The sequence below is a fragment of the Sinorhizobium terangae genome (assembly GCF_009601505.1).
Classification (GTDB): Bacteria; Pseudomonadota; Alphaproteobacteria; order Rhizobiales; family Rhizobiaceae; genus Sinorhizobium; species Sinorhizobium terangae.
Genome location: NZ_WITC01000036.1, coordinates 155,452 through 176,054, shown reverse-complemented (window position 1 = coordinate 176,054; position 20,603 = coordinate 155,452). Strand labels below are relative to the sequence as shown.

The 20,603-nt window shown below is 60.9% G+C and carries 17 protein-coding genes and 1 tRNA gene; 12 read left to right on the top strand and 6 right to left on the bottom strand.

Annotation, left to right across the window (positions count from 1 at the left end):
• Positions 1-70 precede the first annotated feature (70 nt).
• Both GHK62_RS09230 and GHK62_RS09225 read right to left on the bottom strand, forming a co-directional pair.
• Positions 71-1,753 carry an ABC transporter permease gene (locus tag GHK62_RS09230; RefSeq protein WP_153438339.1) on the bottom strand — a complete coding sequence of 561 codons (1,683 nt, stop codon included), beginning with the start codon at positions 1,751-1,753 and terminating at the stop codon, positions 71-73.
• Positions 1,754-1,845: 92 nt separating this feature from the next.
• Positions 1,846-5,244 (bottom strand): ATP-binding protein, encoded by a 3,399-nt coding sequence (locus GHK62_RS09225; RefSeq protein ID WP_153438337.1) that lies wholly within the window; start codon positions 5,242-5,244, stop codon positions 1,846-1,848.
• A 230-nt stretch (positions 5,245-5,474) separates the two neighbouring features.
• Between GHK62_RS09225 and GHK62_RS09220 the strand changes: the two genes are divergently transcribed.
• Both GHK62_RS09220 and GHK62_RS09215 read left to right on the top strand, forming a co-directional pair.
• Positions 5,475-5,924: a phasin gene (locus GHK62_RS09220; protein WP_153438335.1), complete on the top strand. Its 450-nt coding sequence runs from the start codon at positions 5,475-5,477 to the stop codon at positions 5,922-5,924.
• Positions 5,925-6,073: 149 nt separating this feature from the next.
• A tRNA-His gene (locus tag GHK62_RS09215) sits at positions 6,074-6,150 on the top strand.
• A gap of 84 nt (positions 6,151-6,234) precedes the next feature.
• Here GHK62_RS09215 and GHK62_RS09210 read toward each other — a convergent pair.
• A complete protein-coding gene (locus tag GHK62_RS09210; RefSeq protein WP_184108437.1) occupies positions 6,235-7,116 on the bottom strand; it encodes a LysR family transcriptional regulator in 882 nt (293 codons plus the stop codon).
• Between the two features lie 114 nt (positions 7,117-7,230).
• Here GHK62_RS09210 and GHK62_RS09205 point away from each other — a divergent pair, with 114 nt between their 5' ends.
• From GHK62_RS09205 to GHK62_RS09195, 3 genes are all read left to right on the top strand, one after another.
• Positions 7,231-8,727: a CoA-acylating methylmalonate-semialdehyde dehydrogenase gene (locus GHK62_RS09205; protein ID WP_153438333.1), complete on the top strand. Its 1,497-nt coding sequence runs from the start codon at positions 7,231-7,233 to the stop codon at positions 8,725-8,727.
• Positions 8,728-8,970: 243 nt separating this feature from the next.
• Positions 8,971-10,071 (top strand): YjgN family protein, encoded by a 1,101-nt coding sequence (locus GHK62_RS09200; protein ID WP_380785569.1) that lies wholly within the window; start codon positions 8,971-8,973, stop codon positions 10,069-10,071.
• Complete coding sequence (locus GHK62_RS09195) at positions 10,061-11,119, top strand: M48 family metallopeptidase (RefSeq protein WP_153438329.1); 1,059 nt, start codon at positions 10,061-10,063, stop codon at positions 11,117-11,119. Before GHK62_RS09200 ends, GHK62_RS09195 begins: the two co-directional genes overlap by 11 nt.
• Before the next feature lie 65 nt (positions 11,120-11,184).
• Here the strand turns inward: GHK62_RS09195 and GHK62_RS09190 are convergent, their stop codons facing one another.
• On the bottom strand, positions 11,185-12,210 hold the full coding sequence (locus GHK62_RS09190) for a Fe(3+) ABC transporter substrate-binding protein (RefSeq protein WP_380785567.1): 1,026 nt from the start codon (positions 12,208-12,210) through the stop codon (positions 11,185-11,187).
• A gap of 209 nt (positions 12,211-12,419) precedes the next feature.
• Between GHK62_RS09190 and rirA the strand changes: the two genes are divergently transcribed.
• Positions 12,420-12,884: an iron-responsive transcriptional regulator RirA gene (gene rirA, locus GHK62_RS09185; RefSeq protein WP_153438325.1), complete on the top strand. Its 465-nt coding sequence runs from the start codon at positions 12,420-12,422 to the stop codon at positions 12,882-12,884.
• A 40-nt stretch (positions 12,885-12,924) separates the two neighbouring features.
• On the opposite strand, the gene GHK62_RS09180 is transcribed toward rirA, so the two are convergent.
• Together GHK62_RS09180 and GHK62_RS09175 are read right to left on the bottom strand one after the other, a co-directional pair.
• Positions 12,925-13,314 (bottom strand): response regulator, encoded by a 390-nt coding sequence (locus tag GHK62_RS09180; RefSeq protein WP_153438323.1) that lies wholly within the window; start codon positions 13,312-13,314, stop codon positions 12,925-12,927.
• An 81-nt stretch (positions 13,315-13,395) separates the two neighbouring features.
• A complete protein-coding gene (locus GHK62_RS09175; RefSeq protein WP_153438321.1) occupies positions 13,396-14,106 on the bottom strand; it encodes a helix-turn-helix transcriptional regulator in 711 nt (236 codons plus the stop codon).
• A gap of 523 nt (positions 14,107-14,629) precedes the next feature.
• Between GHK62_RS09175 and GHK62_RS09170 the strand changes: the two genes are divergently transcribed.
• The 6 genes from GHK62_RS09170 (at position 14,630) to GHK62_RS09145 (ending at position 20,471) form a co-directional block, all read left to right on the top strand.
• Complete coding sequence (locus tag GHK62_RS09170; protein WP_153438319.1) at positions 14,630-16,225, top strand: ABC transporter substrate-binding protein; 1,596 nt, start codon at positions 14,630-14,632, stop codon at positions 16,223-16,225.
• 110 nt (positions 16,226-16,335) lie between these two features.
• On the top strand, positions 16,336-17,340 hold the full coding sequence (locus GHK62_RS09165) for an ABC transporter permease subunit (RefSeq protein ID WP_153438317.1): 1,005 nt from the start codon (positions 16,336-16,338) through the stop codon (positions 17,338-17,340).
• Positions 17,341-17,350: 10 nt separating this feature from the next.
• On the top strand, positions 17,351-18,259 hold the full coding sequence (locus GHK62_RS09160) for an ABC transporter permease subunit (RefSeq protein WP_153438315.1): 909 nt from the start codon (positions 17,351-17,353) through the stop codon (positions 18,257-18,259).
• A 1-nt stretch (position 18,260) separates the two neighbouring features.
• A complete protein-coding gene (locus GHK62_RS09155; RefSeq protein ID WP_153438313.1) occupies positions 18,261-19,115 on the top strand; it encodes an ABC transporter ATP-binding protein in 855 nt (284 codons plus the stop codon).
• A complete protein-coding gene (locus tag GHK62_RS09150; RefSeq protein ID WP_153438311.1) occupies positions 19,112-19,936 on the top strand; it encodes an ABC transporter ATP-binding protein in 825 nt (274 codons plus the stop codon). Before GHK62_RS09155 ends, GHK62_RS09150 begins: the two co-directional genes overlap by 4 nt.
• A 190-nt stretch (positions 19,937-20,126) precedes the next feature.
• A complete protein-coding gene (locus tag GHK62_RS09145) occupies positions 20,127-20,471 on the top strand; it encodes a RidA family protein (protein ID WP_153438308.1) in 345 nt (114 codons plus the stop codon).
• The last annotated feature ends 132 nt before the right edge of the window (positions 20,472-20,603 follow it).

The following is a 20,603-nucleotide window of genomic DNA, read 5'->3' as shown; positions in this document are numbered from 1 at the left end:
GCGGCTTTCGGCTGCCTCTTTTTTTGTGTTTACTTTTGCTGTGTTTGTGGGCCGCCTTGTTTGGTGAACGTCAGGGACGGCGTTCCAGCGATCTCGACACCAGGATCACCGGAACCATGCCGGCAATGACGATGATCATCGCCGCGACGGAGGCGTCTTCGACCTTGGCGCGCGAGGCGTCCTCGTAGACGAGCGTAGCGAGCGTGTTGAAGTTGAAGGGTCTCAGCATGATGGTTGCCGAGAGTTCCTTCATCGTCTCGATGAAAACGAGCAGTGCCGCCGTCAGCACGGCCGGTCGCATCATCGGCAGCAGGACCGTGCGCAGCGTCTGGCCGCTCGTGCGTCCGAGCGCGCGCGCCGCCATGTCGAGATGCGGCGACAGCTTCTGGAAACCGGCTTCGAGCGTGCCTTCCGCCATCGTCAGGAAGCGGACCGTGCAGGCATAAACGATGGCAAAGCCCGTGCCGCTCATCAGGAGGCCGGTCGAAATTCCGAGCGTATCTCTCATCTGCGCATCGACGGCGTTGTCGAGCGCTGCCAGCGGAAAGAGCACGCCGATCGCAAGGACGGTACCGGGCACGCCATAGCCGAAGGAGGCCAATCGGCCCGCCGCTTCCGTGGTCCGCGAACGTCCGGTGCGCGCCGCATAGGCAAGCACAAATCCCAGGAGCACCGCGACGAGCGCTGTCAGGCCGGAAACCAGGATGCTGTGCAAAAGCGCATTCAGGAGGCGCGGCGCCAGAAATTGATCCAGGCGTTTCAGCGCGTAATTACCGAGAATGAAGAATGGAACGCCGAACCCGGAGAGCACCGGCAGCAGGCAGGCGATCGTTGCCGCCCATTTTTTCCAGCCCGACAGAGTAAGTCTGGCAAGATCGTGGACGGCTGCCGTCGTCTTCTGGCTGGAGAAACGCTGCCTGCGGCGGGCGGCGCGCTCGACCATCATCAGGGCGACGACGAAGAGCAGCATGATACAGGCAATCTGGGCGGCGCCGGCCAGGCTGCCGCGGTTGAGCCAAGTGTCAAAAATCGAGAAGGTCAGAGTCTGGACGCCCAGGAACTCGACCGCACCGATGTCGTTCAGCGTTTCCATGGCGACAAGCGTCAGGCCGATCATGATCGCAGGCCGCGCCATCGGGATCTGGATCCGGAAAAACACCTTGAGGGGGCCGGCGCCGAGCGTGCGCGCCACATCCGCGGCCGCGCGGCCCTGCATCAGGAACATCGAGCGGCAGGCGAGATAGATATAAGGATAAAGCACCGAGCTCAGCACAAGCACCGCGCCGCCGAGCGAGCGTACGTCCGGGAACCAGTAGTCCCGGCTCGTCTGGAATCCGAAGATGAGCCGGATCAGCCCCTGGACCGGCCCGGTAAAGGTGAGGAGTTCGCCGAAGGCATAGGCCGCGAGGTAGGCGGGTATCGCAAGCGGCAGCACGAGTGCGGCAGAAAGAAAACGACGCAACGGAAATTCGCAACTCGCCACCAGCCATGCGGTCAGGATCCCGACAAAAGCTGTTACCGCACCCGTGAGCGCGACGAGCAGCAGCGTTCGTCCCGTAGCGCGCGGGATGACGTTCTCAATGAGATGCGGCCAATCGGCGCTGCCGCCGGAAACGGCAAGCCAGCCGATGGCGAGCATCGGCATAAGCACGATAGCCGAGGCGAGCACAGCCCAGATCGCGAGCAACGGATGAGCAAGGCCCGTCCCGGAACGGACATAGCGTCTTCTGAGGCTTTTGGATGTGGACTGCAAGCGATCGGTTCCGAGGCGAAGCGGCAAGTAACGACTGGCCGGAACCAACAAACTGGTTCCCGCGGGTCAACATTTCCTTACAGCATTCGTCCTCAGTTCGCCAAGACGCGTTGCGACGGGAAGGAGATTTCGACGAGCGTGCCTTCGTTCGGCGTGGAGGTGATCGAGAACTGCGCGCGGTTCGCCTCGGTCATGGCCTTGGTCAGCGGCAGGCCGAGGCCGGTACCGTCGCCTCGCTTGCGCCCGCCGGTCGTGACCTGGCGGAAGGGCTTCATCGCCTGATCGAGCTCGCCGCGTGTCATGCCGATCCCGGTGTCGCGGATCCGCAGGATGACGCCTCCGTTTGCCTCGTAGGACGTCGACACGACGATCTGGCCGCCGGATGGAGTGAAGCGGATGGCGTTCGCGAGAATATTGAGCGCGATCTGCTTGATGGACCGGCCGTCCGCGACGACCGCCGGAACGGATGCCGAGAGCGAGGTGCGGATGATCACGCGCTGGCTGTTGGCCTGCGGCTGCACCAGCGACACCGCCTCGGAAACCGCGTCGTTGATATCGACGGCACTGAAATCGAGGTCCATCTCGCCGGCTTCGATCTTCGAGATGTCGAGCAGATCGTTGACAATGTCGAGCACGTGCCTGCCCGAGCGGCCGATATCCCCGGCATATTCGATATAACGGGGGTGCCCGACCGGACCGAAATGCTCGCTCGCCATCATGTCGGAAAAGCCGATGATGGCGTTCAGCGGCGTGCGGATCTCGTGGCTCACCCTCGCCAGGAACTCCGTCTTGTGGGCGTTGGCGGTTTCCGCGGCGCGCTTGGCATTCCGCAGTTCCTCCTCCGTCCTCTTCCACTGGGTGATGTCGCGGATGACGGCACAGTAGCCGTTGGATGAGGAAAGCCGCCCGATGGTCATGAACAGCGGGATGAAGCCTCCGTTCGCCTCTCGGCCGATCACTTCGCGGCCGTCGTTCAGCACGCTCGCGACGCCATGGCCGGAAAGACCCTGCAGATAGTCGAGCACCGCCCTCTGGCTCTCATGCGCAAAGAGTGCCGCGAAGGGCTTCCCGCGGATCTCGTCCTCGTCGTAGTTGAAGAGCGCGCTTGCCGAGCCGTTCATCGTCCGCACGTCGCCTTCTTGTCCAAGGATGACGACCCCGTCGGTCGCAGTCTCCAGAATGGAGCGAAGTTCTGCGATCTCCATCCGCAGGCGGCTTGCCTCGCCCGCCGTTCCATCGCCGTCACGTGCCGCTTGCGCGCCGTCGTTGCCGCCTACCGGGGCGAGCGCGAGCATGAGCGCGCTTTTTCCCTCCCATCGGATCGAGTGAAGATGCGCGTTTACCGATGCAAGCTGGCCGTTCTGGCGGATCAGCGTCATCGTTCCGTCCGGCCGCTCGTCGACGGTGTCATCGGCATGGGCGAAGAGCGCGTCAAGGCCGCCTTCCCGCGAGAAACTCTCGAGATCGCGATACCCCGTCAGTCGCAGGAATTCCGGATTGGCATGCAGCAGCTCGTCGCCGTAATGGACGAGAAGACCGACAGGCAGGCGGTCGAGGATCTCGCTGCTCATGCCGATGGCCGGGCGCGAGGCAGGCAGCGCTTCATCGTCGCCTGAAGGCGCCGCTTTACCCTGCTCGACGGTTGCCGTCGCTTCGTCGGCCTCTTCGGCATCGGATACCCTCGGGGGTGTCTCCGTGGTCGGTGTGGATGCGGAGGCCGGTTCCTCGATGTCTTCGTCTTCCGCGCGTGTTCCGAAATGTTCGCCGAGTTGTCTCGCAATTTCGCGAAAGGCGGCCTGTTCGCCCCGCGTCAGCGTCCCGGCCGTCCCCGGCCTGCGCTGATCGAGTTCCACAATTTTGCCGGAGGATGGGCGCTCGGCGGTCTCGGCGACGCGCAGTGCCGGACGCTCGCCGTGGAAGACATCCTCTGGCTCGGCCGGCTCCTCTGGCGCCGCGTCAAAGTCCACCCATTCCCTGTCGCGATCGGGCGACTGTTCTGCGGCCGCGACGTCGGAACCAGGTTCTGCTCCGGTCTCCGTCCGCTCTCCGTGAGTGGTGGTCTCGTTCTCGCCCTCGGAGGGGATGGCAGTCGGCCGAGATTCGGCGGTGCGGCCGAGCTGCATTCCGCTGGCCTTCTCGTCGATGACCGCGTCTGCGACCCGAACGATCCCGAAGCCGCGAAAGCCATCGAATTCTCGAGACCGCGAATAGGTGGGAAGCGCGGCGAGATCGACGGGCACCTTCAGGCTCGTCCCCTCGACCGGCCAAAGAATCGTCTTGCCCGACCAGGTGTCGCGCCGACGCAGGAGCTCGCTGATCCGATTGTCGGGGTCGAGACCGTAGCGCTGGGCTAGATCGGCAAATGTCTCGCCGATCACATCGGCAGCCTTGGGACCGACGGCCGCGGCAAACTCCTCCGAAATCTCGCTGAAACGCCCCTCCGCGTCTATTTTCCACACGAAGCGGACGGCACGGCCGCCGGGCATAAAGGCAAAGCCGCGGTCACCGGTCTCACCAGCATCGCTTTGGTTTGCGGCTGTCACAGCTGGCTCGGCTGCTAGGGCAGGCTCATCGGGATTGGTGGCCGCCGCGGGCGTCGATGTCATTTCGTCGGGCTCAAGCGCCAGTTCACCTTGATCATCCGGCGCGCCCGCACCGTCGGTAGCATCCAGCTCTCTATCCGCTGACGCGGTGTCCGGCAGTTCTGAATGAGGGAGTTCTTCCAGCGCGGGCAGGTGGTCGTCGGCAGGTTGGTCGACGTTTTCTGTCGGCGTCGGCAGATCGACGTCTGCCCCTTCCGGTGCAGCTTCGGAATCGACATCCTCAAAGAGGGCTTCCACGGCGAACAGAAGGTGCAGGGCCGGGTGGTCGGATATTTTGCCGATGGCGGCGGGGAGTTCGCCTTTCTGCGTCGCGACCGGGCGCTTGATCAGCCGATCTCTATCGCGCGCGACATCCGAGACGAGAGTGCGGCGAACGTCCTCTGACAGACCCAGTTCATCGAAGCCGGAAGACTGCGCAAGAATCACGCCGTCGCCGTCGAGCACGGCCATATGCGTGTCCGGTCCGTCGAGCCCTGCGATCATCCGGGCGGCCCGCTCCTCGGTCGTCAAAGCCTTCCCGTTATGAGGCGTGGTGAACAGCACCGCGTCCTCGCCCGGGCGGATGCGGATCAGTTCCACGGACGCATTCAAGGGTAAGCGCCGGAAGCCGGAGGCTATACGAACCAGCAATTGCCGGCGGTCGCCGACGGCCGAGAGCTGCGTTGCTGCCGCACGCAACTGGCGAAGCGAGAGATCGTTTGGATCGAGCGCGGCATCGATGAAATCGTAGACGGATGCGATGCCAAACAGGCTCGCGCCCTGGTCGTTGGCCCACAATACGCGCCCGAGATCCCTGGAAAACAGGACAGACGCGTCCCCCTTGGCAAAATGATCGCGCACCCGTGCATGCACGGCAATGTCGATGAAGGGATACTGTCTCTCGGGCATGGGCAGGCCTATTGACGGATCGCTTGCGCGTTAACAGTCTATTAATACCCGGCCGATCTGCGGGGGTCCAGCAAGGGCACGGCATCGGCAACGCCTTTTGCGGCGCAAGGTTAATAGCTCTGGATTTGTGCATTGCACAATTTATATTGCAATGCACAACGAAATCGCTTATATGATGGGCAGCAACCAACCGGCGCCTCTGAAGAGGGCCACACCAAGGAGCGCATATCATGGCTACCAAGAAGACCGACGACGCATTTTCCCTTTCTTCCTTCGATCCTTCCAAGTTTGCCGACAGCTTCCGCGAGTTCGCCGAAAAGGGCGCCGCGCAGTCGAAGGACGCTTATGCCAAGATGAAGACCGCTGCCGAAGAAGCGACCAAGACCGTGGAAGCGACGCTTGAAAGCGCTCAGACCGGCACCGTCGAACTCGGTCTCAAGGCCATCGATGCGCTCCGCACAAATGCCGAAAATTCCCTTTCGCACATGGAAGCTCTGCTCGGCGTGAAGTCGCTTTCGGAGCTGGTCGAGCTCCAGACGACCTTCATCCGCAAGCAGGCCGAGCTTGCCGTCGAGCAGGCGAAGACCATGCAGGAAGCGACGAAGAAGGTCGCCGAAAACGTTGCCAAGCCTGGCAAGGACGCTGCCGAAAAGGCAATGTCGAACTTCAAGAAGGCCTGATCCGGCCGCGCCGTATCCATCGGAATCGATGCAGAGACCGGGTGGCTTGCCATCCGGTCTTTTTGCTGAATAATCTGAAGTTAAGGCTTGCAAATCAGCGGCAGTGCCCGTATGTGAGCCGCCAAGCGACACATGTCGCTTGCCCGAGTGCGGTTGTAGCTCAGTTGGTTAGAGCGCAGGTTTGTGGCACCTGAGGTCGGTGGTTCGAGACCACCCAACCGTACCATTTCTCCTTCCTTGCATTTCGAAGATTATGCGCCCGCCCCGGCCACGCTGCCGGCGAACTTCAATACGGCACCTGGCGTAGAGATCAGATGAAAATCTGATGCTCCGCCGCCACCAGTTCCTGCAGAAACGAGACGACGGTGCGCACGCGCACGAGATCGCGTGCGCTTTCGTGATAGGTCGTCCAATAGGCGCGCCGGATGGTTGTTTCCGGCAGGATGCGTTTGAGCTCGGGGACCTGGCGGGCAATGTAGTTGTGCAGAATGCCGATCCCGGCACTGGAGCGGACCGCTTCCGTCTGTCCCGTGGCGCTCGAAATCTCGAAGGAAGCGTCCCAACTGCGCATGATCTCGGCGGAGAAATTGAGTGAGGGCGTGAAGATCAGGTCCTCGACATAGCCGATCCGGCGATGGTCCTTGAGATCGTCGATCGTTCGAGGTGTACCATAGAGGGCAAGATAATCTGCCGATGCGTAAAGCCCCAGTGTATAATCGGTCAGCTTGGATGAAACGAGACGTCCCTGTTCCGGGCGCTCGATGGTGATCGCGATATCGGCCTCGCGCTGCGACAGCGAGAAGGAGCGCGGAACGGGAACGAGCTGCAGCTTGAGTTCCGGATAGCGCGCCGTAAGCCGCCCGAGGCGTGGCGCCAGGAAGGAGACGCCGAAACCGTCCGGTGCGCCGATGCGCACGGTGCCGGCAATCGCCGTGTCGATCCGGCCGATCTGCGATTGAGCCGCGAGCATTTCGGTTTCCATGCGTTCGGCGGCGGCAAGGAAGACTTCCCCCTCGGCCGTCAGTTCGCAGCCGTTCGGACGCCGGACGAGAAGCCTCGTCTTCAGTGTTTCCTCAAGCGCCGTCACCCGGCGGCTGAGGGTGGCGTGATTGATGCCGAGCCGCTTCGAGGCAGCGAGAATTTGGCCCGTTCGCGCCACCGCGAGAAACACTCTGACATCGTCCCAATCCACGCTGCAGCTCCATGGGCTTTAATTTTTGCACAACGGTTCCTGAATATCGGAAATTGAATTGTTCAAATCGTAGTGCGATCATGGGACCACAATCAAGATCAGGAGGAGCACTCAATGTACGAAATCGGACATTTCATTAACGGCGAGCGTGTTGCCGGCAAAAGCGGTCGCGTAAGCAACATCTTCAACCCCGCGACCGGTGAGGTTCAGGGGACCGTGGCGCTTGCAAGCGACGCGGAGCTTGCCGCGGCGGTCGAAAGCGCGAAGGCCGCGCAGCCGAAGTGGGCTGCCACCAATCCGCAGCGCCGCGCTCGCGTTTTCATGAAGTTCGTCCAGCTCCTCAACGAAAACATGAACGAGCTGGCCGAGACGCTCTCGCGCGAGCATGGCAAGACGATCGAAGATGCCAAGGGCGACATCGTTCGCGGTCTTGAGGTTTGCGAATTCGTCATCGGCGTTCCGCATCTCCAGAAGAGCGAGTTCACCGAGGGCGCCGGCCCGGGCATCGACATGTATTCGATCCGCCAGGCTGTCGGCATCGGTGCCGGCATTACCCCGTTCAACTTCCCGGCGATGATCCCGATGTGGATGTTCGCCCCGGCGATCGCCTGCGGCAACGCCTTCATCCTGAAGCCGTCGGAGCGTGACCCGTCCGTGCCGATCCGCCTTGCCGAACTGATGATCGAGGCTGGTCTGCCTGCCGGTGTGCTCAACGTGGTCAATGGCGACAAGGGCGCGGTCGACGCGATCCTGACGCATCCGGATATTTCCGCCGTTTCCTTCGTCGGCTCGACCCCGATTGCCCGTTATGTCTACGGCACCGCGGCGATGAACGGCAAGCGCGCCCAGTGCTTCGGCGGCGCCAAGAACCACATGGTCATCATGCCGGACGCCGATCTCGACCAGGCTGCCAATGCGCTGATCGGCGCCGGTTACGGCTCCGCCGGCGAGCGCTGCATGGCGATCTCGGTCGCCGTCCCGGTGGGCGAAGAAACCGCAAACCGGCTGATCGACAAGCTGGTGCCGATGGTCGAGAGCCTGCGCATCGGCCCCTATACCGACGAGAAGGCCGATATGGGGCCGGTCGTCACCAAGGAGGCCGAACAGCGTATCAGGAGCCTGATCGACAGCGGCATCGAGCAGGGCGCGAAGCTCGTCGTCGACGGCCGCGACTTCAAGCTGCAGGGCTATGAGAACGGCCATTTCATCGGCGGCTGCCTGTTCGACCACGTGACCCCGGACATGGACATCTACAAGACGGAGATCTTCGGACCGGTTCTCTCGGTCGTGCGTGCAAAGAACTACGAGGAAGCGCTGTCGCTGCCGATGAAGCACGAGTACGGCAACGGTGTCGCTATCTACACTCGAGACGGCGATGCAGCGCGCGACTTCGCCTCTCGTATCAACATCGGCATGGTCGGCGTCAACGTGCCGATCCCGGTTCCGCTCGCCTACCACTCCTTCGGTGGCTGGAAGTCCTCTTCCTTCGGCGATCTCAACCAGCACGGAACGGACTCGTTCAAGTTCTGGACCAAGACGAAAACCATCACGTCCCGTTGGCCGTCCGGTATCAAGGATGGCGCCGAGTTCTCCATCCCGACGATGAGGTGAGGAACACAAAGATCGCCCAATCTCGGGTCCTCCCATCTGGGCCTCCTTCGGGAGGCCCTTTTTTGTTGCATCGGGTGTGGCGGTACAACTAACGTCGCTGCATCGATCGGAGATTCGCGATATCGGGGGATAGCGGCGGTTTCCGCATGGATGCATTTCGAGTGCGCCGGGCGGACATCTCTTCGCCTGGCGTTTGGAACTCAGCGCGAGGGGGAAATCATGGCATTGAGCGAGCCGGCAGCGATGCCGGCATATCTTGATCGTCGCAACAATTTCGGCCGCTCGCCGGCAGGCGGCTTCCAGCGCTTGTCCTTTGCCGGCAGCGCCACTGAATATTTCGGGATCTGGATCGTCAATATCCTGCTGACGATTGTCACGTTCGGCATTTATTCGGCATGGGCGAAGGTTCGCCGCAACCGCTACTTCTACGGCAACACCGTGCTGCTTGGCCGTGGCTTCGAGTATCACGCCAAGGGTGGCCAGATCCTCATCGGCCGGCTGATCGTGTTCGCCTATCTGATCTTCTACAACGTCGTGCTCACCGTCATGCCGCTCGCCGGCTTGGTAATCGGCCTGTTGTTCTTCTTCTTCGTGCCGTGGCTCCTTACCCGTGGCTTGCGTTTCAGCGCCCGGGTCACAAGCTACCGCAACGTGCGCTTCGACTTTGTCGGGCGGACCGGTGGCGCGTTCTTGGCGTTCATCGTCGGTCCGGTGCTTGCAGCGCTGACGCTCGGCATCCTTGCGCCACTGGCCAGTCGCTGGTCGTACCGCTACATCGGCAACAACCTCCGCTACGGGCGCAAGCCCTTCGCAACCGATCCATCCCTTGGCGCGATCTACAAGACCTGGCTGCCGTCAGCGGCGATGATCCTTCTTGGATTGCTGATCATCGGAGTTATCATCGCGATCAATATTACCGCAATGGCGCCATTGATGGACGACCCCGACGCAATTTCGGACGAGCTTCAAGCCTCGATCGGGGTGCTGACGGTGTTCATCTATGTTCTGATCTTCGCCGTCTTCGGGACAGCATCCCTGTTTTACCGTGCGGGGGTGCGGAACGTCGCCTGGTCCGCCACGACCTTCGACGGCAAGCATCGCTTGTTGAGTGATCTCTCCCGGTTTCGCTACACATGGATTGCCGTGTCGAACTTCGTCGTCACACTGGTCACCCTCGGCCTGATGCGGCCATGGGCGGCGGTTCGCATGGCCACTTACGTCAACGAGCACACGGCTGTCCGTTTCGAGGGCGAAGTCGGAGAGATCTTCTCGGCGATCGAGCAGGAGGGGTCTGCTGTCGGGGCGGAGTTCATGGATATTGAAGGTTTCGACTTTGGCTTCTGACAATCCGATCATTGCGCTTGGGGAGTGGCATCCGGCCGGTTCGAGCCGCTCGGTGCCCTCGCGCCTCGCCGAGGCCGGAGAGCGCCTGACGGTACACGACGATGCAGGCGCTGAACTCAGCAACGGCAAGCTGTCGGCTGTCGAGATTTCGCCGCGAGTCGGCGCTGTCCCACGTCGGATCACTTTCCCCGATGGATCGCTTTTCGAGACAAGCGACAACGCCGCGATCGATCGGTTCCTCACGCGAAAAGGCCGGGGCAGGGAAGGGATCATCCACCGGATGGAGCGATTTCATCCGCGCCTTATCGCCTTCGTCGCCGCTGCCATCCTTTTGGGCACTCTGATCTATCGCCTGGCCTTGCCCGCCCTCGTCGAAGTCGCCGTTGCCGTGACCCCGCCCGTCGTGCCGCGGATCATGTCGTCGAGCACGCTCGAGGCCCTGGACCGGACAGTGCTCGGCGACTCCGAGCTCGACGAGGCGCGGCGCGGCAGGATTCTCGAGGGCTTCCGGGCCATCGCGGCGTTCTCAGGCCGAGGGAAGGAGGACTTTACGCTCAACTTCCGCAAGGGTGGCGCGATCGGTCCCAACGCCTTTGCCCTGCCGGACGGCACCCTGATCCTAACCGATGAGCTGGTCGAACTGGCCGGCAACGATACGGAGATGATCGTCGGCGTGCTCGCCCATGAAATAGGGCATGTCGAACTTAAGCACAGTCTCCGGCAGATCTATCGCGCCGCCGGCGTTGCCGCGCTCATCATGCTGATCGCCGGTGACATCGGCTCCGGCGCTGAGGACGTGCTTGTCCAGGGCGGCGGTCTCCTGTCGCTTTCCTACTCACGCTCGGCAGAGGCGGCGGCTGACCGGCATTCGGTCGAGCTGATGTCGAAAGCCGGCCGAGATCCGACCGCGATCGCGCGCTTCTTCCAACTTATCGAGATGAAGCTCGAGGATCACTCCGAGACAAGCCTATTTTCAACGCATCCCGGTACGCCCGAGCGGCGTAAGGCGATCCTGGATCTGGCAGCCGAACTGCGGGCGCAGCCGTGATCGTCGCGCAAATGAAAACAGCGGGCGTTCGGGCCCGCTGCTTCTATCGTCCATAATTACTCCGCCTAATCCTGCGGGCCGTCGTTGAAACCGACCTTGTCGACCAGTTCCGAAGCCTTCTTGCGGTTGGCCGCGATATCGGCAAGCGGCAGCGTATCCGGCTTGATCGTGCCGAAGGACTTGACGATTTCGGAAGGCTCGGCGCCCGGAAGTACCGGGTATTCGAAAACCTGCTCGGCATAGATCTTCTGCGCTTCGCCTTCGGACAGGAACTCCATCAGCTTGATGGCGTTGTCCTTGTTCGGCGCGTTCTTGGCGAGCGCCATGCCGGAGATGTTGACATGGGTGCCGCGGTCCTTGCTGTTCGGGAAGAGGACCTTGATGGCCGCCGCCCATTCCTTCTGCTCCGGCTCCCTTTCATTGGTCATCATGAGGCCGACGTAATAGGTGTTGCCAAGGGCGAGGTCGCATTCACCGGCAAGAATGGCCTTCGCCTGGTCGCGGTCGCCGCCGTCGGGCTTCTTGGCGAGGTTGTTTCTGAGACCCGTCAGCCACTTCTCCGTTTCGGCTTCGCCATGATGGGCAACCATCGAGGCGAAGAGACCGATATTGTAGGAGTGCTGGCCGTCGCGCGTGCAGATCTTGCCCTTCCACTTCGGGTCAGCGAGCTCTTCATAGGTGATGTCGTTCTCGGCCACGCGCTCCTTCGAGGCGTAGACGACACGGCCGCGCGTGGTCAGGCCGAACCAGTTGCCGTCAGGATCGCGGAAATGCGCCGGGATATCCTTGTTGATCGTCTCGTTGGCGACCGGCTGCGTGACGCCGGCGTCCTTCGCCTCCGTGAGGCGGCTGATATCGACGGTCAGGATGACGTCGGCAGGGGAGTTTGCGCCTTCCGCCTGGATACGCTCGACGAGACCCTTGTCAAGGAAGAGCACATTGGTGGTGATGCCGGTCTTCTTGGTAAAGGCGTCCAGCAGCGGCTGAATCAGATCCGGCTGGCGATAGGAATAGATGTTGACCTCGCCGTCCGCCCAGACCGGTGCCGTCGAAGCAAACAGCGTCGCGGTGATCGACAGCGCCCCGATCATCGTCGTTGACATGCGCATGGTGCCCTCCATTTTCGCTTTGCTTGTAACTTAACAAAATCAGTCATCTTTTGACGCCGCGCGCACGGACAGTCAACTGCGAAATAGGTGGCCATCCATCAGAAGTGATTTTTGCTGTTTTTTGGAATTGTTCCAAACTGCGATCCGTCCTATATGATGAAAACATGAATTTCTCGATTCCGGAGTGAATTATGCGTCTGACGAAGCAAACGAACTACGCGGTTCGCATGCTGATGTACTGTGCAGCGAACGGCGAGAAGCTCAGCCGCATCCCTGAGATCGCCAAGGCCTACGGCGTCTCCGAGTTGTTTCTTTTCAAGATATTGCAGCCGCTGACCAAAGCGGGCCTGGTGGAAACCGTCCGCGGCCGCAATGGCGGTGTACGATTGCCGAAGCCGGCGTCGGAGATCAGCCTCTTCGACGTCGTGAAGGTCACCGAAGACAGTTTTGCCATGGCGGAATGCTTTGAGGCTGGTGAGATCGACTGTCCGCTGGTGGATAGCTGCGGCCTCAACGCGGCCTTGCGGAAGGCGTTGAATGCCTTCTTCGAAGTGCTTCAGGGTTATTCGATCGACGATCTGGTCAAGGCCCGGCCGCAGATCAACTTCCTTCTCGGCCTTGACGGAACGGCACAGGTGCGCACCTCGGCGGCTTGATTGTCCGCCCCTCGTGGCGGCCGTACTTTTTCGGCCGCCGTTACTCCTCCGGCAAATATTCCCTCAGGATGAATTCGATCGCCGTCGGGTCGATTTCCGATTTGTCGATGCGAAAATCGGCGCCGTATTCTTCCAGGTTCTGGAAATAGGGGTCGCCCGGCGAGGACGATATGACGCCGATCGGGCCAATGAAGCCCTGATGCCTCAGTGCGGGAACGGTCTCGCGAAAATCGCCGAGAGGATGTACGAGATTGTCCAGCAGGACCATCGAGACCGGTTTGCCGGAAAGAAGAAAGGCGATCGCGCTGTCCATCGTCCGGCAGTAGTGCAATTCTATGTCGATGCTGTCCACTTTCCTGATCAGCCCGCTGAGGATCAGGTTTTCCGCCGGGTTGTCGTCAACGAGCAAGATGTGGGCTTTCCGTGTCATGACCGTTCACATCCCTGATTGATCGGCGGCCCATGCGGGAAGCATGCCGCTCGCGTGGCTTTGCCGGCCGCTCCGGCAACTTCACTCGATAATCTGTTCTCGTATCGCTTTCGCGACCATTTGCGTCCGGTTGACCACATCGAGCTTCTTGAGGATCGTTGCGGTATGGGAATTCACGGTGTGTTCCGAGACTGAGACGATCAGGGCGATCTCACTGGCTGTCTTTCCGTGCGAAATCCACTTGAGTATTTCGGTTTCCCTCGGCGTCAGCCCCATGCCAGCCTTGTTGGCGAGCATTGCCCGATAGAAATAATCGAAGGCCGATGCCGCGCTGTAGCACAGCTCGTAGTGCTCGCCCTGTTCGATGTCCTCGCCATCGCCGAGAAAGAGCACGGCATAGCGCGCTCCCGTCGTTGCCGCGTTGACTGGCACGCAAAGCAAGAGCTCGAAGCCGAGTTGGGAAACGAGGCTCTGACCTCTCAGCGCCGGATCATTCGCGCGCCATACCGACGAGATGTTCGAGGCATGCAATGCCTTGTAGACGATGGAGTCGCCGAAACGGTGACGCTTGTCGTATTCCTCGGTGAGGCCGGAGGGGAGGTCGTGGAGGACCAGACGACTGGAAAGCATGCAGGCGTCATTCTCGTTGCCGAGTTGCAGGATGCCGAAATGCCCGAAGCCGAAACGCAGCGCCAATGTGTGAAAGATGCGGAAGAAATCCACGCGGTTGAGCGCCTTCTCCAGCTCCTCGTGAAGGTCGTAGCGCCTGTGATTTTCCTGCAAGACTGCCACGCCGCGGCTATCTCCCTATATCCGCGCGGCAGTTTGCCGGCCAACCTGACATGGACACGAGCTCCACGTCGCCGGCCAGATCCTTCACATGGATATCACCCACGCCGAATGTTCCCCCCGAAATCCGTATGCATTCTATTGCACGACAGACGTTGTGTTTCTACTGCACTATTTGGGGGATTTCACGGGATGGCCAAGCGACCCAACTCGCACGATTTGACTCGCCCATGATGCGTCTTTCTGGCGCGTCAGGCGCGAAAGCGCTGTCAATTTCGTTGTCCAGGCGGTAAACGCGCCCTTGAAGACGGACATCCGCCGAAACGGATGTACCGGGTTCCTGTTGGAAATCGTGGATACTCGCGCAAGCTCTACTTAAGGAAGAATTTTTCGCATAGACAAATTTCTGCAGTGACTTATTGCATTGCGACGCCAAATGTCGTTCCATCCGCCCTTGACCGGGTGTAAACGTCATTCCGCGTCAGGAAAAATGCGAGAACAAAAAACAAATCTGGGAAGCAAGCTCATGAAAAAGCTAACTACTCTCTTTGCAGCGACGGCGCTTGCCACGCTGATGGCCGGCTCTGCCTGGTCGAAGACGTTCGTCTACTGCTCTGAAGGTTCGCCGGAGGGCTTTGATCCGGGCCTCTACACGGCCGGTACGACCTTCGACGCTTCCGCGCACACCGTTTACAACCGCCTGCTCGAATTCAAGAAGGGCACGACCGAGACCGAGCCGGGGCTTGCTGAAAGCTGGACGATCTCTGACGATGGCCTCGAATACACCTTCAAGCTCCGTCCGGGTGTCAAATTCCAGACGACCGAGTTCTTCACCCCGACCCGTGAGCTGAACGCCGACGACGTGATCTTCTCGCTCGAGCGGCAGTGGAAGCCCGACCATCCGTGGCATGGTTACGTGACGGGTGGTTCCTGGGAATACTTCGCCGGCATGGGTTTGCCGGATGTGCTCGAGTCGATCGAGAAGGTCGACGACATGACGGTGAAGATCAAGCTGAAGCGCAAGGAAGCACCGTTCCTCGCCAACCTTGCCATGCCCTTCGCATCGATCATGTCGAAAGAATATGCCGATAAGCTGCAGGCAGACGGCAAGATGAACCAGCTCAACCAGATGCCGCTCGGCACCGGTCCGTTCGCCTTTGTCGGCTACCAGCAGGACGCGGTCATTCGTTACAAGGCCAACCCGGACTATTGGGGTGGAAAACAGAAAATCGACGATCTGGTCTTCTCGATCACCACTGACGCCGCCGTCCGTTACCAGAAGCTGCAAGCCGGCGAATGCCACCTGATGCCCTATCCGAATGCGGCCGACGTCGAAGCCATGAAGGCGGATCCGAACCTCAAGGTGATGGAGCAGGCCGGTCTCAATGTTGCCTATCTGGCCTACAATACGACGCAGCCCCCCTTCGACAAGCTCGAAGTTCGCAAGGCGCTGAACAAGGCGATCAACAAGCAGGCAATCGTCGATGCCGTCTTCCAGGGCCAGGCTACCACGGCGTCGAACCCGATTCCGCCGACGATGTGGTCCTATGACGACACCATCGCGGACGATACCTACGAGCCGGAAGTCGCCAAGAAGATGCTCGAGGATGCCGGCGTCAAGGATCTCTCGATGAAGATCTGGGCGATGCCGGTTGCGCGGCCGTACATGCTGAACGCACGTCGCACTGCCGAACTGATGCAGGCCGACTTCGCCAAGATCGGCGTCAAGGTCGAGATCGTCTCCTATGAGTGGGCCGAGTATCTCGAAAAGTCGAAGGCGAAGGATCGCGACGGTGCCGTGATCCTCGGATGGACGGGTGACAACGGTGATCCGGACAACTTCCTCGACACGCTGCTTGGTTGCGATGCTGTCGGCGGCAACAACCGCGCCCAGTGGTGCAACAAGGAGTTCGACGATCTGGTGACCAAGGCCAAGGAGGCGACTGACGTTGCGGAGCGCACAAAGCTCTACCAGCAGGCTCAGGCCGTCTTCAAGAGGGAAGCGCCGTGGGCAACGCTCGACCACTCGCTCTCCATCGTCCCGATGCGCAAGAACGTCGAAGGCTTCGTGCAGAGCCCGCTCGGCGACTTTGCTTTCGACGGCGTTGACATTGTAGAGTAATCTTACCGACTGACCCGAAGGGGGCGTTTGCCGTTGGGCGAGCGCCCCTCTTCCTTTTTGCCAGTGCTGCCGCTCACCAATTCGCGGCGCCGACGGCATGAGGTTTGACTATGTTTCGATTTCTTCTGGGGCGCTTGGCGGTGCTGATCCCGACTTTCATCGGGGTTTCGATCATCGCCTTTTCCTTCATCCGCCTGCTTCCTGGTGACCCTGTCGCGCTGCTTTCCGGCGAACGGGTGATGTCGCCGGAGCGCCACGCGGAAATTTCACACCAGTTGGGCTTCGATCGCCCGATTGTCGTGCAGTACCTCGATTATCTCTGGGGCGTTCTTCACGGTGATTTCGGGCTGTCGATCGTCACCAAGAGGCCCGTGATCGATCAATTCCTGGAGCTCTTCCCGGCGACGGTCGAACTCTCGCTTTGCGCGATCATCTTCGCCGTCGTTGTCGGCATCCCCGCGGGTGTCGTTGCGGCAATCAAGCGCGGCTCCATCTTCGACCAGATCATCATGGGCACAGCGCTCGTCGGCTTCTCGATGCCGATTTTCTGGTGGGGCCTGCTTTTGATCATCGTCGTCTCCGGCATGTTGCAGTGGACGCCGGTGTCCGGACGTATCTCGCTGATGTTCTTCTTTCCGTCCGTCACCGGCTTCATGCTGGTCGATTCGCTGTTGTCGGGGCAGGAGGGGGCGTTCCAGTCCGCGTTCAGTCATCTCATTCTGCCGACGATCGTGCTCGGCACCATTCCGCTTGCCGTCATCGCGCGGCAGACCCGCTCGGCGATGCTCGAGGTGCTGTCGGAGGATTATGTGCGCACGGCCCGTGCAAAGGGGCTTCCGACGTTCCGCGTTGTCGGTATCCACGCCTTGCGCAACGCGATGATTCCGGTCGTGACCACCATCGGTCTCCAGATCGGTGTCATGCTGGCGGGCGCCATTCTGACAGAGACAATCTTCTCCTGGCCGGGCATCGGCAAATGGATGGTCGATTCGGTTTTCCGCCGGGACTACGCCGTTATTCAGGGCGGACTCCTCATCATCGCCGGCGTCATCATGCTGGTGAACCTCGCCGTAGACTTGCTCTACGGATTGATCAACCCCCGTATCCGGCATTGAGGAGGGCGATATGACCGAAGTTACCGCAACAAGCCCCATATCGACCGATCCGTCCCGCCGGGCGAGGCTCGCCGAATTCTGGTACTATTTTTCGGAGAACCGTGGCGCCGTCATCGGTTTGGTCTTCTTCCTGTTCCTGGTACTGCTTGCCGTATGCGCTCCGCTTATTGCGCCGCATGACCCGACCATTCAGTACCGCGAAGCCGTCCTGCTTCCGCCGTTCTGGGAGGAGGGCGGTCGCGCGGCATTCCTTCTCGGAACCGATGCCGTCGGCCGCGACATGCTCTCCCGCCTGATCTACGGTACGCGGTTTTCGCTGTTCGTCGGCGTCATCGTGACCACATTGTCGCTGATCGGCGGCATCCTCATCGGCGTCATTGCCGGCTATTTCCGGGGATGGGTCGATACTGTCATCATGCGGATCATGGACATTATCCTGGCGTTTCCGTCGCTGCTGTTGGCGCTGGTTCTGGTCGCCGTGCTCGGTCCCGGTCTTACCAATGCGATGATCGCGATCGCGCTGGTGTTCCAGCCGCATTTCGTGCGGCTGACCAGGGCAGCGGTGATGACGGAGAAGACCCGGGACTATGTCGTGGCGGCCAAGGTCGCTGGCGCGGGCCACCTGAGGCTGATGTTCAAGACCATCCTGCCGAACTGCATGGCGCCCCTTATCGTTCAGGCGACGCTCTCCTTTTCGAGTGCGATCCTCGATGCGGCGGCGCTCGGCTTTCTCGGCATGGGTGCGCAGCCGCCAACGCCGGAATGGGGAACGATGCTTGCTGAAGCGCGCGAATTCATTCTGCGTGCCTGGTGGGTCGTGACGCTTCCCGGCCTTGCGATTCTCGCGACCGTTCTCGCAATCAATCTCATGGGCGATGGCCTGCGTGATGCTCTCGACCCCAAGCTGAAGAGGTCCTGACATGGCGCTTCTCGAAATTGAAAATCTCGTCGTTGAATTCCAGACGTCCTCCGGGCCTTTTCGGGCCGTCGACGGCGTTTCGCTCAAGGTGCATGAGGGCGAGGTCCTGGCGATCGTCGGGGAATCGGGCTCAGGCAAGTCGGTGTCGATGCTTGCCGCGATGGGGCTTTTGCCTTGGACCGCGAAGGTGACGGCGAACAAGCTTGCCTTCAATGGACGGGACCTTCTGAAGATGTCCGCGGCTGACCGTCGCAAGATTGTCGGCAAGGACATCGCCATGATCTTCCAGGAGCCGATCGCCAGCCTCAATCCGTGCTTCACGGTCGGCTTCCAGATCGAGGAAGTGCTGCGCATCCATATGGGGCTCGACCGCAAGGCGCGACGCAAGCGCGCGATCGAACTTTTCGAGGCCGTCGGTATTCCTGAACCGGCCGAGCGCCTCGGCCATTTTCCGCATCAGATGTCGGGCGGACAGTGCCAGCGCGTCATGATCGCGATTGCACTTGCCTGCAACCCGAAGCTCCTCATCGCGGATGAGCCGACGACCGCTCTCGACGTGACGATCCAGAAGCAGATCCTCGATCTTCTGATGAGACTGCAGCAGGAATACCGCATGGGCCTCATCATGATCACCCACAACATGGGCGTGGTGGCGGAAACGGCGGATCGTGTCGTCGTTCAATACAAGGGTCGCAAGATCGAGGAGGCAGATGTGCTGTCGCTGTTCGAGTCGCCGAAGAGCAACTACACGCGCGCGCTTCTTGCTGCCCTGCCGGAGAACGCGACGGGCGACCGCCTGCCGACGATCTCCGAACTCTTCAACGACCAGCAGATGCTGGAGGGAGCCACTCGATGACCCATGTTCTCGAAGCCCGCAACCTGGTGCGCGACTATCACATTCCCGGCAACCTGCTGCGTAAGGCGCGCACTGTCCATGCGCTTAAAGGCGTAAGCTTCACCGTGGACGAGGGAAAGACGCTGGCGATCGTTGGCGAAAGCGGCTGCGGAAAGTCAACGCTTGGCCGCATCATCACGCTGATCGATCCCGCGACATCGGGCGAGTTGCTGATCGACGGAAAGAAGGTCGACATCGCGAGAGACGGCCTGACATCGGAAATGCGCCGCAAGGTGCAGATCGTTTTCCAGAATCCTTATGGCTCGCTCAATCCTCGCCAGAAGATCGGCGACATCCTGGCGGAGCCGCTCGTCATCAACACCAAGGCGCCGGCCGACGAGCGCCGTGACCGTGCCATGACGATGCTGAAAAAAGTGGGTCTCGACGAGAAACACTATAATCGCTATCCGCACATGTTCTCGGGCGGCCAGCGCCAGCGCATCGCCATTGCGCGCGCCTTGATGCTCAATCCCAGCCTGCTCGTGTTGGATGAGCCGGTCTCCGCGCTCGATCTGTCGGTTCAGGCGCAGGTGCTCAACCTGCTCGCGGACCTGCAGGACGAGTTCCACTTAACCTATGTCTTCATCAGCCATGATCTCTCGGTGGTGCGCTACATCGCCGACGACGTGATGGTGATGTATTACGGCGAAGCGGTGGAATACGGCGGCCGCGACGAGGTCTTCGCGGATCCCAAGCACAGCTATACCAAGACCCTGTTTGCCGCCACACCGCGCGCAGACATTGCCAGCATCAAGGCGCGTCTTGCAAAGAAAGCGGCTTGAAGCCTGCTCGGGTCAGGACGGAATCTGCCGTTCGATCAGGGATATTCGATGTGGGGGACAAGGGCGGCTCCTTGGCCTCGATCTGCCTTTGGTGTAGAGCTTCTGCGCCGCCACCGACTCGCCTTCAGGCGGCGGGCGGACGCTATCGGCCGGCCGGAAGAGCGCCGGCCCAAACTTCAGGATGATGACAATGGAAATCAAGCGCTTTGAAACCGGCCCGCGTATGAGCCAGGCCGTGGTCTATAACAACACGGTTTACCTGGCCGGCCAGGTCGGCAACGCCGGTGACGACGTCGTCACCCAGACGAAGCAGGCGCTCGCCGAAGTCGATCGTCTTCTCGCCCTCGCAGGCACGGACAAGACGCGCATCCTGTCGGCAACGATCTGGCTCGCGGACATGGCCGACTTCGCCAAGATGAATTCCGTTTGGGACGCCTGGGTGCCGCAGGGCCATACGCCCGCCCGTGCGACAGGCGAAGCCAAGCTCGCAACACCGGAATACCTCGTCGAAGTCATTGTCACTGCTGCCGCGTAAGTCCTTCCTTTTTCGGCTGAATGAATGCGCGCCGTCGTGCCTTGTGCACGGCGGCGTTTCGCTTCGGCCGGGCGGACTTACCGCCTTACGGGGGCGCGCGTCCTATCGGGCGCAAAGGACACTGTAGCACTT

Bases quoted from the DNA above. Each gene is read 5' to 3' on its own strand.
- GHK62_RS09225 (WP_153438337.1), bottom strand. From the start codon at position 5,244: ATGCCCGAGAGACAGTATCCCTTCATCGACATTGCCGTGCATGCACGG.
- GHK62_RS09220 (WP_153438335.1), top strand. From the start codon at position 5,475: ATGGCTACCAAGAAGACCGACGACGCATTTTCCCTTTCTTCCTTCGAT.
- GHK62_RS09205 (WP_153438333.1), top strand. From the start codon at position 7,231: ATGTACGAAATCGGACATTTCATTAACGGCGAGCGTGTTGCCGGCAAA.
- GHK62_RS09200 (WP_380785569.1), top strand. From the start codon at position 8,971: ATGCCGGCATATCTTGATCGTCGCAACAATTTCGGCCGCTCGCCGGCA.
- GHK62_RS09190 (WP_380785567.1), bottom strand. From the start codon at position 12,210: ATGATCGGGGCGCTGTCGATCACCGCGACGCTGTTTGCTTCGACGGCA.
- rirA (WP_153438325.1), top strand. From the start codon at position 12,420: ATGCGTCTGACGAAGCAAACGAACTACGCGGTTCGCATGCTGATGTAC.
- GHK62_RS09180 (WP_153438323.1), bottom strand. From the start codon at position 13,314: ATGACACGGAAAGCCCACATCTTGCTCGTTGACGACAACCCGGCGGAA.
- GHK62_RS09170 (WP_153438319.1), top strand. From the start codon at position 14,630: ATGAAAAAGCTAACTACTCTCTTTGCAGCGACGGCGCTTGCCACGCTG.
- GHK62_RS09165 (WP_153438317.1), top strand. From the start codon at position 16,336: ATGTTTCGATTTCTTCTGGGGCGCTTGGCGGTGCTGATCCCGACTTTC.
- GHK62_RS09160 (WP_153438315.1), top strand. From the start codon at position 17,351: ATGACCGAAGTTACCGCAACAAGCCCCATATCGACCGATCCGTCCCGC.
- GHK62_RS09155 (WP_153438313.1), top strand. From the start codon at position 18,261: ATGGCGCTTCTCGAAATTGAAAATCTCGTCGTTGAATTCCAGACGTCC.
- GHK62_RS09150 (WP_153438311.1), top strand. From the start codon at position 19,112: ATGACCCATGTTCTCGAAGCCCGCAACCTGGTGCGCGACTATCACATT.
- GHK62_RS09145 (WP_153438308.1), top strand. From the start codon at position 20,127: ATGGAAATCAAGCGCTTTGAAACCGGCCCGCGTATGAGCCAGGCCGTG.